Raw genomic sequence first — 14,029 nt, forward strand, 5'->3', positions numbered from 1 at the left:
TCTTTATATTCATTGATACTCTTAATGATTGTATGCTAGCATTAAATCTAACGATGATCATGATAAGCATTTAAAAAATAGCACTTTTAGAAATAGTTCGTCATGAATTTTTAATTCAAAATGGTGTATAAAATGCGAAAAATATCCCTATTAATTCTCATATTAATGTTGGTAACAGGATGTGATGTTCAGGATTCTGATTCACAAGAGAGTACTGTAGAAAATAAAATAAAAACACCACAAACAACCAACGTAAACCTAGATCCCTATACTCTAAATAAATTAAATGCTCTTCTCAAAAAACGTTCAGAAACAAATTATCAGGAAAAAGGGGCACTAATTGACTTTCTTTCTGAAGCTTTTTTAGGGACACCTTACCAAGCAAATATGTTACATGGCTCAGAAAATACACCAGAAAAACTGATTATTGATTTTAGAGGCTTAGATTGCTTCACTTATCTGGATTATGTTGAAGCATTGCGCAAATCAACATCCCAAACAGAATTCATAAATAACGTCATAAAAACGCGTTATATTAACGGTAATGTTCATTTTTTAAATCGGAAACATTTTTTTACGGATTGGGCTTATAGAGAATATAAACTCGCCACTGATATTACCGCTGAAATAAGTCCCCATGCGGTAAAAATAGAAAAATATCTCAATAAAAAAGCTGATGGTGGAAGCTATCTACCTGGGTTGCCAGTTGTGAAACGCACAATAACGTATATTCCAAGTAACTTTATTAATGAGGAGGTTATAGGTCGTTTACAGTCTGGTGATTTCATTGGTATTTATACGAAACTTGCTGGATTGGATGTAACACATGTGGGCTTCTTTATCATGACAGATAAAGGGCCAATGTTAAGAAATGCTTCTTCACGAAAAGAAAACGAAAAAGTCGTTGATTCTCCTTTTATGAATTATGTTGAAAAAACACCAGGAATCATTGTTTTAAGAGCTCTTGAATAACATCATAGCGATATGAAATATCTTCTCTATTCTTAAAATATATACTGTCGTTATTCAGGTAAACATCTAACTTCGTTCAAGCTATACGGATACAATATATTTGTTTACAGTTTTAAGAGAAAAAAGTCGTTTTGATCTAACTTTGTTTATAAGTATGACAAAATCATTTTTGGAGAAATTACGGATTTGTAATCACTTTTACTGGTTGAACGATAAAGACAGAAAAAACTCTATTATAGTATCACGCTTTCCTTTCATATTCTCAACCAAGAGTTATCTTTAGATTACCGCTAATCTGATCTTTACGAATATAACGCAAAAGACACAAACGAACGTTTGTAAAAATAAGTAAAAGTAAAGCCAGATATGTTTGGTGGTTGTTTCATAAAGTATTCTATAAAAATTCGATCTACCTCTCTAATTTATTGCATATAAATTTTTGACTTTATAGCTTTTTTTTCCTTATAAAGTCTTTGCTTTTTGTTATTATCTATAAATTAAAATAGCCCTGATATAGCAGCATATTATGATTAGGATGCACCAGTACTGTACGAGTCCTTGTAAAATTTTGATGCCAGATTGGAATGAAAATATGAAGGCATCAATTAAAAACCAGTTTCTATCTTTAGCATCATTCTTTAGTTCAGCTTTACAATTTTCTACAGTAACGACAATAATATCCTTTAAAGAGTAGAGTTATGAGCATGATTTTTGTTTTTTCATCTTTTAATGAGTCCCCCATCCTTCATGCAATAAAGAACACTCTAAACAGAACACATTGTATCGATAAAACAACACATTTATTAGCAACAATAATGACGATTAATCTATGATCACAAACTTTAAAACCCTATTCATAACTTTTATACAAAATTTATAATTAAATCTCATTAAACTTATTACGAAGGCTTCACTCCTCCTCGCCCTAAGAAACGAAACATCTACTCCCGACAGTCTGTAAACGATCCGTTTTCTTAAATGGATTTAAGCTGCTAACCATTTCATGAGATTCACTTACAAAAGAATACACCGGCAAGTCCTATTTTGAATATTTACTCCATACTCTAAAAACACTTAATAGATCAAATTTTATATGCCTTATCTCACCACACCTTAAATGACAGTATTTTAACGAAATAGAATAAATCTTGCCTTAAATACTCTGTTTAACCTTGTATACTTGATTGATGCAAAAATTAAATCAACAAAAGAGCATCATTGTATTTTCGAGAGGTATGAATCACCCCATCATAAAAAACAGTCCTCATAACATAACAGGTAATTTGAAAAAAACTTTTTATATAAAAGGGATTACCGTTGTACCAGGAGGCAATTTTGCCTCATCTTCAGGCTCGACATGAATAGAAATACGCACATTATCAAATTCTTTTTGAAGAACAGCTTCGATTTTATCACAAATTTTATGTGCTTCTCCTACCTGCATTATAGCAGGCACAACCAAATGAAACTCTATAAAAGTAACCCTCCCAGCAACACGCGTCCGCAAATCATGGACCTCAAGCGCACCCGATGCATTTGCAGAAATCAGCTCCCGAATCCGCATGCTTTCATTCAATTCAACGCCAACATCCATTAACCCCTGAACAGCATTTCTAATCACCTTCCAGCCCTGTAAGAGAATATTAACGGCAACGATTATCGCTAAAATTGGATCTAAAGCTCCCCATCCCCCGACAAAACCGGCAATCAAACCAATTAAAATTGCAAGCGAAGTAAAAACATCTGTTATAAAATGCACTCCATCAGCTTTAAGAGCCGGTGAGCGATGGAGTTTTCCCTGCCAAATAAGAACCATTCCCCACATACAATTTATGACAGTTGCAATAAGATGAATAACAAGCCATATTCCAGGTTTCTGCAACAATTTAACGGTAGAAAGAGCTATCCATGCTTCTCTTAAAATAACAATTGCGGCAATAATAATGAGTACCCCTTCAAGAATTGCGGAAAAATATTCCGCTTTATGATGCCCAAAGGGATGATCATGATCTGCTGGCTTCATACTCACTTTAACAGCCCACCATGCTGCCAATGACGCAAGGATATTAACAATTGATTCCAATGCATCAGAATAAAGTGCAACCGAACCTGTGATGTGATATGTCCAATATTTCAAAGCAAAAACAATACACGCAATAAAAATAGAGTATAAAGTCAAGCTTTGTATATTGATTTTTACATCCATGAACCTCATCCTTTTCTTCACGAAATAGGGAATTAATATTTTCAACCATATCATTATACTTTTGGCATAACGACGATCTTTCCTCAATATTACAGAAGCTTCATCATACAATAAACGCCTCAGCTCACCATTATTATCGTAAAAACTGCTCAGTTACACGAACAGCATCAATAAATAAAGAAGAGAGAAAATAATAGAAAAAAGAGCTTTCCCAAGAGCAATCAAACACATAACCTTCATTATTAATCGTTTTCTGAATAACTTAAAGCCATCTCACTTCTCATAAACGAAAAACTTGTTTTTGCTCAAATCTATCATGATCATGCATTATTTTTCAGTCTTATGATGTGCATTATACCCCATCTATAAGCCATCGTTGCACCATAGAAAAAATATCTTAGCACTCTACGGTAACTTTACAGGTCAACTGGATTTTAAAATATGATTTACTAAAAAATTTAGATATAAAAAGAAGAACAATGATTACCCTCAAAAAAAAAGAATCTGGGCATTGGGGACCCAGATTCTTTTCCCTTAGAAATTAAGGGCATACAGAACTTGGGAAATAGCGGGGACCCAAGACACTGCACCCGATACGAGAAAAAATATATGATTCCGTATCAGTATTTTTATATTATACCTATGGTTGCATATTGTCAATACAAATTCTACCATAAGTTTTAAAATAATGTTTTTTTATCTCTTTTTTTTAAATAAAACAAATTCTAACATCTGGAAATCATAAGAAAAAAGCACTAAAAATCTCGCATGCATTTGAATATCACAACAATCAATGAAACAGATGATCCACGCCTAAAAGCCTATCATAATATCCGTGAAAAAGATCTTGTTGGACGGCAACATCAATTTATTGCTGAAGGCAAAGTAACATTGTCCGCATTACTACATTCGAAAGAGTTTTCTGCCATCTCACTGCTCATCGTAGCAAACCGTCTCTCTGGACTTCTACCGCTTTTAGAAAAAACACAGCCTCTATGTCCCATTTATTGCGTTCCACAAAAAGTTATGGATAATATCACCGGCTTCCATGTTCATCGTGGTGTTCTGGGTATTGGTAAACGCAAAATACTGCCATCCTTACAAAGTTTTTTACAACATCTTCCAGAAAAAGCTTTGATTCTTGTTTTATGTGGTATCTCGAATCACGATAATATGGGATCAATTTTTCGTAATGCAGCAGCCTTTGCCAGTAATGGCATTATTGTCGACAAAACCTCATGCGATCCACTTTATCGCAAATCAATAAGAGTGTCTGCCGGCGCTGCTTTAAAAGTACCATATACGCAAAACGCTGATATAGATGACATTATAGCTGCTCTAAACGATGAAAACTTTCATCTTTATGCACTCTCCCCTTCTGCCTCACACACTCTCAAGCAAGCCAACAAAACCAAAAGAATAGCACTTATTTTTGGAACAGAAGGCGATGGCTTACCACCCCATATACTACAACAATCAAACACCTTACGTATTCCCATGACTGACGGTTTTGACAGCCTTAATGTTGCCACAGCCTCAGGTATTGCACTTGCTCATTTTACCAACTTTGACCACTAAAGATGATAACACTTCAAGTTATAAAACATACCCAATGTTGTATGTTATCTACCAGTCTCCAATAATATTGCCGTTCCCTAGCCTTTGAAAGCATTGATAAAAAACATTTTTACATTTTCTTTATCATCACTTTCCACACCCTAACCCCACTTATGACGTGCAGAAGATATAATTTTGATGGATTCAATAATAAAACAAACTTTCAATGAGAAAATCTTCCGGAAGTCTCTCATTCAAGTTTAAGATTAAAAAATATCATTATAAATCAATTTACTATGCTTTATAAAGCTGTTGTTTTTAGTTCTGAGGAAACAGGATCTTTTGTTTCGAGATTGCATAAAACGCGCTTCAACATCATTTCAGTATCAGCTGCACGTTCTGAATGTGTTACAAATCCTCCCCCAAGAATACGCGCCTCATGACCATTTCCATCATAAAGAACGCAAGCTTGCCCTGGTGCCACACCATTTTCACATTCCAATAAATCAACGGAAAAAATACCTTCTTTATAATGTAAGCGCGCAAGGTGAGGAGGACGCGTTGAACGCACCTTTACAGCCACCTCAATACCTTGAGAAGGGAAATTATCTAACGACTCATCACCAAGCCAATTCACATCACGTAAAAAAAGCTTATGCGTTTCTAACATTTCACGCGGTCCAACAATAACACGTGCATTTTCCACATCGAGATAAACCACATAAAGCGCTTCACCCGTTGACACCCCAATACCACGACGTTGACCAACCGTATAATTAACAATTCCCGAATGTTTACCTAAAATCTTTCCATCAATATGGACAATAACACCAGGATTAGCTGCTTCTGGACGCAGTTTTGCGATAACATCTGAATATTTTCCTTGTGGAACAAAACAAATATCCTGACTATCATGCTTATTGGCAACCACAAAGCCCATTTCTGCTGCCATTTCACGAACGCGGGCTTTTGGAAGGTCACCAAGTGGAAAACGCAAATAATCAATCTGTTCTTGTGTCGTTGCAAAGAGAAAATAACTCTGATCACGATCATTATCGAGAGGACGAAAGAGTGCTCGATGCACTCCGTTGGAACGCGAACGAATATAATGTCCCGTAGCCAAAGCATCTGCCCCCAATTCGCGTGCCGTTGCTAATAAATCAGCAAACTTAACCGTTTGATTACATGCAATACATGGTACTGGGGTCTCTCCATGAGCATAACTTTCTGCAAAAGGATCAATAACAGCTTCGCGAAAGCGCTTTTCATAATCAAGAACATAATGAGGAATTCCTAGTGTTTCTGCAACGCGGCGTGCATCCTCAATATCTTGTCCTGCACAACACGCCCCCACCCGATGCGTTGCTTCCCCATGATCATAAAGCTGCAACGTAATGCCAATAACATTATATCCTTCCTTTTTCAAAAGACCTGCAACAACCGATGAATCAACCCCCCCCGACATTGCAACAACAATGCGAGAATCTTCAGGTTGTCCTGGTAAATCAAGACTGTTTAAAAACATGTATTCATTCTCTATTTACTGCTCTGTTTAATGGCTACCCATATGTTGACATTCTGATGCACGCTCTTCAGCACTTTTACACGATTGATTGTCTTTATATTATTTTTTTATCCTTTCCACAACCATAGGCATTATTTTCTTAAGAGCTGCTGCAAACAAAAAAAGAATGATGGAAATAAGGCATAATGGCAATCGTTTAGGAGAAATCCTTTTTTGCTCTTTTGAAAAATCCGGTAAAATATTGCAAGAATCTCTTCTACACACTTCAACTTGAGCTTCTTTTTACATAATTAATTTTTTCTTTCAGCGCTTTTAGCTCTTTTTTAAATTTCATGCTCTATAAACGAATCAAGTCCTTGACTAAAGGTAGAGGATACGAATGAGCAACTTGATAAAAACACAAATGAAATATGTTATTGGGCCAGATGGAAGTCCGCTTACAATTGCCGACCTACCGCCGCAAACAACACGGCGCTGGGTGATTCGTCGCAAAGCTGAAGTTGTTGCGGCTGTCAGAGGTGGATTGTTAAGTCTTGACGAAGCGTGCCATCGTTATACTTTGACTGTAGAAGAATTTCTTTCATGGCAAAGTTTAATCGATGAACACGGTTTAGCGGGATTACGAACGACCAAGATTCAACACTACAGGCATTAAGTTGCCATTGATTACGATTTGATAACATAAAGCAATCTATAAAACAGCCAAACTTGATAAAAGTTTGGCTGTTTTATACTATATCCAAAAGATAAACCTGAAAGAATGGATTCTTCAATAATTGCTTTTATTAGCCAACCATTGAATTAGCCAACCATTGAATTAGATTGAATCAAAATATCCTTATCATCCGCAACAATCTTCTTTTCTCGTGCTTCCAAAAGCTGTGCACGTTGCAGCTCTGTATTAGCTTCATGGAGAGCAATTTCAGCGTTTGTTTTTTGAAGTTCTAAATCACGAATTGAATTGATCAGATTATCACGTCTTTGCCGCGCTGCACGCGCAAAAGCAGAATAAGCAAAATGGTGAACATCATTGTTTCCAGATTTACGTTCTTCATGAGTAATCTGTGCTTCCAACTCTAACACCATTCGTTCAAATTCTGCGATCATCATCTCAAGCTGTGCAATTTCACGGCGCTTTCCACGCACTTGAAACATCCTCAATCGCACCATATTTTCTCGTGGCTTCATACTCACTACTCCTTGATTGCGCCAACTCAAAACTCGCATTCACACCCAATAAATATCTTTTAGTTATATGTCTATCCGACAAAAACAGTCTATTAACTTGAAATTATAATAATTTTTGCCTTGCATTAAAGCATCTGAAAATACAATCTGCTTTAAAGAGCAATAACTATTTCTTTAACTTTTCCCCCCATTATAAATGAAGAGGTTTAAAGCTCAGTAAATAAACACTGAAATTGTAAAAAAGTAATTTATAACGCTCTTTTACAAATTTTTTTTAAGTTAAAGTTTATAGAAAAAGCCCTTCTTTGTTTATTATGTTAAAAAATATGAGATTTTTCTAAAATAATTTTGTAGCCTCTTTCAAAAATAAAAATATTTTGTTAACCACTATCATGGATAGTGGGGAATTTAGTAGTGATTGTTACGCGTACTACTGAAATGTTCATAAACACTTTGTCATAAGTGTTTGATTTAATGAATTGTTTTTATAACAGTGGTTTTGCTAACTGATATAAAATAGAAATGCTCCTTATGATTCGTGAAGGAGCAAAGTGAGGGATCTAAAATGCGCGTATTATTAATTGAAGATGATAGAGCAGTTACTCAAAGCATTGAGTTGATGTTAAAGTCGGCTAACTTTAATGTTTATATCACTGATCTGGGTGAAGAAGGTATCGATTTAGGAAAACTCTATGATTATGATATCATTTTGCTTGATCTGAATTTGCCTGACATGTCAGGGTATGATGTCTTGCGGACTCTAAGATTGGCAAAAATAAAAACTCCTGTCTTAATCCTTTCTGGTATGAATGCCATTGAAGACAAGGTTCGTGGTTTTGGCTTTGGAGCAGACGACTATATGACGAAGCCTTTTCATAAAGATGAGCTCATTGCACGTATCCATGCAGTTGTTCGTCGTTCTAAAGGACATGCACAATCGGTTATTGTTACCGGAGATCTCACCGTTAACCTTGACACAAAAACTGTCGAAGTTGCAGGGCGCCCTGTTCATTTAACCGGTAAAGAGTACCAAATGTTAGAGCTTCTCTCTTTACGCAAAGGTACCACCCTTACCAAGGAAATGTTTCTCAATCATCTCTATGGTGGAATGGATGAACCAGAACTAAAGATTATCGATGTTTTTATCTGTAAATTGCGGAAAAAATTGGAAGCAGTCTCTTCTAGTGTAAATTACATTGATACAGTTTGGGGACGTGGTTATGTATTACGTGATCCAGTTGAAGAGAACGTACGAAAAACCGCTTAAGCAGTGAACATGCACATTGTAAAATCTCGGAGTCTAGCGGGCCGAGATTTTTTCCCGAGATCTTTTCTCTGTTAAAAGTAGAAAACTCGCACACCAAAAATCTCATATAGAAAGCGCTTAAAGCTTAAGAAGTAACCACACCAAATTTACACATATAACCTTATCGCTCATAAATTCAATCGAAGCCACTTTTCCCAACACAGCTTAAGCGCTTCTCTCTTATTCAAAGCTTTTTTATACTTTCTAAAACAATACAACCATCACTTTCATCAATATTTATTTTCATCTCTGTCATCTGAGCAAGTAACATTGTGTAATAAAATTGGATGACATGTGCATCAACAAGCTCTTCTTGAACTTCTCCACGGAATAACGCAAGAAAATGAGGGGGTATACGGAGAGTTCTACCGAAAACCTCAAATCGAAAAGAACGTTTATTTTCTTCTTGCAAAATCATAACAACAATTTCACCACCACGAGAAACTGTTGCATTTGCAATCAATAATAAATTAAGCAAAAGTTTAACTTCATCTTTTTCTAACAATAAAGAAGAAGCTTGCCATTTTAAAGTTGCTTTTTCTTCTTTCATATATTGTTGAGCAACCTGCTCTGCAGCCCGTGTATCTATTTGTCCTCCACTTGCACCAGCAAAACCAAAAGCCAATCGCGCAAATTGTAGACGTGCAGCAGCACTTGCAACGGATAAACGCACCAATTGTAAAGCATCTTCTTCAGCTCCTCCTTCATCATAAAGCTCCATTGCATTTTGAATAGCCCCCACAGGTGAAATCAAATCATGGCAAATACGACTACAAAGCAAAGCAGCAAGATCCATAGGCTTCAAAGAAATATCTAACGTCATAATGATTGAAAACTCCTAGATTCAAAAAAACAAACTTTATTTTAAAGAAAAACTCTTAACATCTGATGCATAATAGGAAATATTAACAATCATGCTAAAAAATCAGAAATAAATTCAAGAATTTAAATAACCTTATATCTTATTTTTTATTTGAATAGCATGAAAATTCTAATATTATCTTTTTGTTTATCACTAATAAAAGGAGAAAACTCCATGGCTCTCTCTCTGCTCAAATACTGGTACAAAAATATTATATCTTTAATCTTCCTTTTATTCATCACCATAAACACCACACATGCTCAACTAAAACCAATAGAGCAAAACGAGCCTCATTATTCACTCCAAGAAATTATTGATTCTGGTCATATTTTTTTTGGAAAAACAGCCAGTGGTTTGGCTGTTGCAATTCAAAATATTTTTTCAAAATACGGTTATCCCAATGCCTATATTTTAGGAGAAGAAGCTTCTGGTGCCTTTTTTGCTGGATTAACCTATGGCGAAGGAAGGGTTTTTACCAAAAGCTATGGTCAACATAAAGTTTTTTGGCAAGGTCCCTCAGTAGGATGGGATTTTGGCGGCCAAGGCTCCCGTTTAATGATCTTAGTTTACAATCTTAATGGCATAAATAATTTATGGAGACGCTATGGTGGTATTTCAGGTTCGGCCTATTTAATTGCAGGTGTTGGTTTTCATGTCCTAAAATACCATAATACCTTGTTAATCCCAATACGCACAGGAGTCGGCGCACGCCTTGGTATCAATGTAGGATATTTAAAATTAACACCTAAACCGACATGGAATCCGTTTTAAACGTATTCTTATTTGAAAAGGGGTATTATGCTTATTCAATCATTTCTTTTTTTTATACTCGGAGTTGCTTTCACTTCTTGGTTACTGGTGCTTTTATCTCCTTTTATTTGGCGGAAAGCCGTTCATTTTGCGTATAAAGATGTTTGTGCGAAAATGCCATTATCACTCGCGGAAATAGAAGCAAATCACGATTTTCTTCGTGCACAACATGCTGTAGAATTAGCAAACAACCAACAAAAGTATGAATTTTTGCAAAAAAAATATGCCCAACAAAAAATACAACTGAGCCAAGTAACAGAACAATTTTATCGGCTATGCCTCCCCACAAAAGATACTCTCACCAAAGAAGCGATAGCAATCAAACAAAATATCGCCACACTACACACTTTCAAAGGAAAGAAAAATGATGCGTGAAAAAATCGCACTCTATCAGCAACGCTTACAAAAAATCCAAACTCATGAGCTTGACCCGACTGCTAACCACCAATTGCTGGAAGAACTCCGTGAAGAAACAAAAGAACTTGCAGCAACATTGGCAGCTCAAATAGCGCTACAAGAGGGGAATACATCACCCATCAACACATTGATTCAAAAATCAAAAAACAAAAATGACCTAGCCTCACGTATTCGCAAAAAAATAACTTTTCTCTCCAAAAGCCCTGTTAAATAAGTTATCTTTTAAAACACCTTAAATGAAGAGTAAAATCAACAAAGGTTCATTGTAACTTTCATAACCCAAATCCTTTTTATTAAACGTGACTTTTCTGCTAAGCTAAAGAACAAAGTTTTTTAGCCCATACCGTTCTGTTAAAAAATATCTTCTTGTCTAGCAGATTCACTTTCTAATCATATCACCGCTCTAAAGAACAACATTTCATAGGTTCTAGAAAGCAAATAATACCAAAGACATTGGTCACACACTCTAACAAAAAATACCTTCTAAGATGGATCACCAATAGAGATTTGACCATAATTTTAAGGATAAAAACACGCTCTCAAGAGTGATAAAAATCTCTTATTTTTTTGATAATCATATCCTGATCCGTTTGTGTCAAGTAAGGATGCATTGGTAAACTTAAAACACACTCTCCCAAAGACTCTGAAACAGAAAGGGAATCTTTTACATAAGGGAAGTGTTTATAAGCTGGCTGTTGATGTAAAGGAGTTTTATAATAAATCATTGTAGGGATAGAATTTTTTTGTAAAAAATCTTTTAATTTATCCCGTTCTTTTACCTTAATCGTATATTGTGCATAAGCAGAACGAATATTTTCTCCTATTTCTGGAACTGTAACAATATCTCTTAAGCCATTGGAATAGCGTTGAGCAATTTCTACACGCTTTTCCATTTCATCTTCAAAGATCACAAACTTTTCTAGTAAAATTGCAGCCTGAATGCTATCTAGGCGCGAATTCATACCAATACGTACATTGTCATATTGCGTTTCACCTTTACCATGAAACAAAATAGAGCGTAAAAGTTTTGCAAAATAATCATCATTGGTCATCATAGCGCCTCCATCGCCATAACATCCTAATGGTTTTGCAGGATAAAAACTTGTAGCAGCCACATCACCAAAAGCACCACACATAGTATTACCGCTTCTCCCCCCCATAGATTGAGCAGCATCTTCAATTACAAAAAGATTTTCCTTGGCAGCCACTTGAGCAATTTGCACATAGTCAGCAGAAAGCCCAAATAAATCAACAGCAATAATAGCCTTTGGCTTTAGACGTCCTTCTTTTTTTATCATTTCGATAGCGTGAGAAAGTTTTTCAACATCAATATTGAATGTATCAGGTAAAACATCGACAAAAACAGGTTCAGCCCCCACCAAAGCAACCACTTCAGCCGTTGCTGAAAATGTAAAACTAGGACAAAAAACAGCATCCCCTAGACCAATATTTTTAGCCATAAGAGGCATCTTCAAAGCATCTGTTCCATTAGCACATGCAATCACATGTTTAACGCCAAGATATTCTGCCAATTTCTCTTCAAATTCTGTTACTTTTGGCCCCAAAATATACTTACCACTAGCGACTACATGCGCAATTGCAGAATTAATTTTATCTTCAATACGCGCACGCTGCGCCCCAAGGTCGATGAATTGCATATTAACTCCATTGATCATCACAAAAATGCAAAAGCGCTACCTATCTCTTTTATCTATCATAATTGACATCAGCAGCTGTTAAAATCCGTAAAACAGCAATAGCATCATCACCATTTGTACGAGGTGATTGACGCGTTTCAATACAATGAAGGAAATGCCGTAATTCGCAAGTAAGCGGCAAGTCTTCACAAACATCAATATAATTCAGCTCATCCATGCTAAAAGCCCACTCTTGATTTTCTTTCCAAACAGCAAAATGGTGCATTGCCAATTTACGACTCCACGGTTCCATATCATCAAAAACGAGTATAGCCTTTGTTCCAACAACAATTAAACGCCTCTCACGATAAGAGCTTAAGCGTGAAGTAAAAAGATGACTACGCACACCATTTGGAAAAATCATATGAATATGAGAAAAATCAGAAATCTGATCAACGACAGCAGCCCCCTCACCGCGAATTTCGGAAGGTTCGCATCCTGTCAACGCCAAAATCATTGAGAGATCATGAGGGGCAAGATCCCATAAAGCATCACTGTGTGTGTGAAATTTTCCAAAGCCTAATCTATGAGAATAAATATATCGCACATCTCCCACATCTCCGTTTTTCACCAATTCACACATTTTTTCAAAAGCCGGATGAAAACGTAAAATATGGCCCACCATAAAAACTCGCTCATAGGCCTCAGCCTCCTGAACTTGGCGTTTAGCATCAGAAACATTCAAGGCTATTGGTTTTTCCACCAAAACATCTTTACCATTTTTAACAGCACGGAGCACATTTTGCGTATGCAATTGTGGCGGCAACGCTAATACCAACGCATCAATATCTCGATGAGTAAAAAGATCATCTGGTGTAACAACCTCTACACCATACAGTGTTGCAAAACTAGCAGCACGATCATTATCAATATCAGAAACTGCTGCTAAAGCTCCGAGAGAGTGGAGTGTCCGTATATGATTTTCACCCCAATGACCGCATCCTAAAACCGCTACACGTGGCACCATTTTCATGCCTTACCTTACTTTATCATATAAAATTACACTTTTACATATCGAGGATAATATAGAATGACAAGAGAAAAGCTTAAAAACGATGCTTGACATCTTACTATTCTACCCCTTATATCCGCAAAAGATATAATTATTGACAATTATGATTGCTTATTTTGGCGGAGTAGCTCAGTAGGTTAGAGCAGAGGAATCATAATCCTTGTGTCGGGGGTTCAAATCCCTCCTCCGCTACCATTACTTTTTTATTGTGTGTTTAGTTTGTCAGCAGTGTAGCTGTAGCTTGCCAGCGGGTTTTGTATATTTTGACACTAGGTTTTGTACCAATTTATTTTTTCTCAAAGAGTTTTAAAGGTGTTCTCAAAGGGTCTTCAAATGCCTTTCAAAGGGTCTTTAAAGCTCTCTTTAACGCATTTTTCTGCTCCTATTTTTCCAGATCACTAAAGCATGTAAAGTCGGATTGAAAGGCAAGGGGGACGATTCCTGTCGGACCATGGCGTTGTTTTGCTATAATAACCT

13 protein-coding genes, 1 tRNA gene and 1 pseudogene are annotated in these 14,029 nt (G+C 36.1%); 8 read left to right on the forward strand and 7 right to left on the reverse strand.

Annotation, left to right across the window (positions count from 1 at the left end; genetic code table 11):
* Nucleotides 1-132 precede the first annotated feature (132 nt).
* On the forward strand, nt 133-972 hold the full coding sequence (locus PVV63_RS04320) for a DUF1460 domain-containing protein (protein ID WP_273790813.1): 840 nt from the start codon (nt 133-135) through the stop codon (nt 970-972).
* A gap of 1,297 nt (nt 973-2,269) precedes the next feature.
* Here PVV63_RS04320 and PVV63_RS04325 read toward each other — a convergent pair.
* Entirely contained in the window at nt 2,270-3,178 is a 909-nt protein-coding gene (locus tag PVV63_RS04325) for a cation diffusion facilitator family transporter (protein ID WP_273790814.1), read from the reverse strand.
* Between the two features lie 768 nt (nt 3,179-3,946).
* Here PVV63_RS04325 and PVV63_RS04330 point away from each other — a divergent pair.
* Nucleotides 3,947-4,756: an RNA methyltransferase gene (locus tag PVV63_RS04330; RefSeq protein ID WP_273790815.1), complete on the forward strand. Its 810-nt coding sequence runs from the start codon at nt 3,947-3,949 to the stop codon at nt 4,754-4,756.
* 280 nt (nt 4,757-5,036) lie between these two features.
* Here the strand turns inward: PVV63_RS04330 and mnmA are convergent, their stop codons facing one another.
* On the reverse strand, nt 5,037-6,260 hold the full coding sequence (gene mnmA, locus PVV63_RS04335; protein ID WP_273790816.1) for a tRNA 2-thiouridine(34) synthase MnmA: 1,224 nt from the start codon (nt 6,258-6,260) through the stop codon (nt 5,037-5,039).
* A gap of 379 nt (nt 6,261-6,639) precedes the next feature.
* On the opposite strand from mnmA, the gene PVV63_RS04340 reads away from it, so the two are divergent.
* Entirely contained in the window at nt 6,640-6,915 is a 276-nt protein-coding gene (locus tag PVV63_RS04340; RefSeq protein WP_273790817.1) for a DUF1153 domain-containing protein, read from the forward strand.
* 146 nt (nt 6,916-7,061) lie between these two features.
* Here the strand turns inward: PVV63_RS04340 and PVV63_RS04345 are convergent, their stop codons facing one another.
* Nucleotides 7,062-7,448, reverse strand: coding sequence for a flagellar export protein FliJ (locus PVV63_RS04345; RefSeq protein ID WP_273790818.1), 387 nt, complete (start codon nt 7,446-7,448; stop codon nt 7,062-7,064).
* Between the two features lie 565 nt (nt 7,449-8,013).
* On the opposite strand from PVV63_RS04345, the gene ctrA reads away from it, so the two are divergent.
* Nucleotides 8,014-8,715: a response regulator transcription factor CtrA gene (ctrA, locus tag PVV63_RS04350; RefSeq protein ID WP_273790819.1), complete on the forward strand. Its 702-nt coding sequence runs from the start codon at nt 8,014-8,016 to the stop codon at nt 8,713-8,715.
* 223 nt (nt 8,716-8,938) lie between these two features.
* Here the strand turns inward: ctrA and chpT are convergent, their stop codons facing one another.
* Nucleotides 8,939-9,577 carry a histidine phosphotransferase ChpT gene (gene chpT, locus PVV63_RS04355; protein ID WP_273790820.1) on the reverse strand — a complete coding sequence of 213 codons (639 nt, stop codon included), beginning with the start codon at nt 9,575-9,577 and terminating at the stop codon, nt 8,939-8,941.
* Nucleotides 9,578-9,790: 213 nt separating this feature from the next.
* On the opposite strand from chpT, the gene PVV63_RS04360 reads away from it, so the two are divergent.
* Genes PVV63_RS04360 through PVV63_RS10485 form a run of 3 tightly spaced genes read left to right on the forward strand, consistent with a single transcriptional unit; the run spans nt 9,791 to nt 11,057 of the window.
* Complete coding sequence (locus PVV63_RS04360) at nt 9,791-10,387, forward strand: DUF1134 domain-containing protein (protein ID WP_273790821.1); 597 nt, start codon at nt 9,791-9,793, stop codon at nt 10,385-10,387.
* A gap of 27 nt (nt 10,388-10,414) precedes the next feature.
* The gene (locus PVV63_RS10480) at nt 10,415-10,801 is read left to right on the forward strand and encodes a hypothetical protein (RefSeq protein WP_375631197.1); all 387 of its coding nucleotides are present in this window, start codon (nt 10,415-10,417) and stop codon (nt 10,799-10,801) included.
* Nucleotides 10,791-11,057, forward strand: coding sequence for a hypothetical protein (locus PVV63_RS10485; RefSeq protein WP_375660011.1), 267 nt, complete (start codon nt 10,791-10,793; stop codon nt 11,055-11,057). The genes PVV63_RS10480 and PVV63_RS10485 overlap by 11 nt, the downstream gene beginning before the upstream one ends.
* Nucleotides 11,058-11,382: 325 nt before the next feature.
* Here the strand turns inward: PVV63_RS10485 and PVV63_RS04370 are convergent, their stop codons facing one another.
* On the reverse strand, nt 11,383-12,501 hold the full coding sequence (locus tag PVV63_RS04370) for a DegT/DnrJ/EryC1/StrS aminotransferase family protein (RefSeq protein WP_273790822.1): 1,119 nt from the start codon (nt 12,499-12,501) through the stop codon (nt 11,383-11,385).
* Between the two features lie 49 nt (nt 12,502-12,550).
* On the reverse strand, nt 12,551-13,507 hold the full coding sequence (locus PVV63_RS04375) for a Gfo/Idh/MocA family protein (protein WP_273790823.1): 957 nt from the start codon (nt 13,505-13,507) through the stop codon (nt 12,551-12,553).
* A gap of 163 nt (nt 13,508-13,670) precedes the next feature.
* On the opposite strand from PVV63_RS04375, the gene PVV63_RS04380 reads away from it, so the two are divergent.
* Nucleotides 13,671-13,747 (forward strand) — tRNA-Met (locus PVV63_RS04380).
* Nucleotides 13,748-13,934: 187 nt separating this feature from the next.
* Here PVV63_RS04380 and PVV63_RS04385 read toward each other — a convergent pair.
* A pseudogene (locus PVV63_RS04385) lies at nt 13,935-14,029 on the reverse strand (DnaB-like helicase C-terminal domain-containing protein); the annotation flags it as partial.

The sequence above is a fragment of the Bartonella sp. CM31XJBT genome, from assembly GCF_028618555.1.
Lineage (GTDB): Bacteria > Pseudomonadota > Alphaproteobacteria > Rhizobiales > Rhizobiaceae > Bartonella.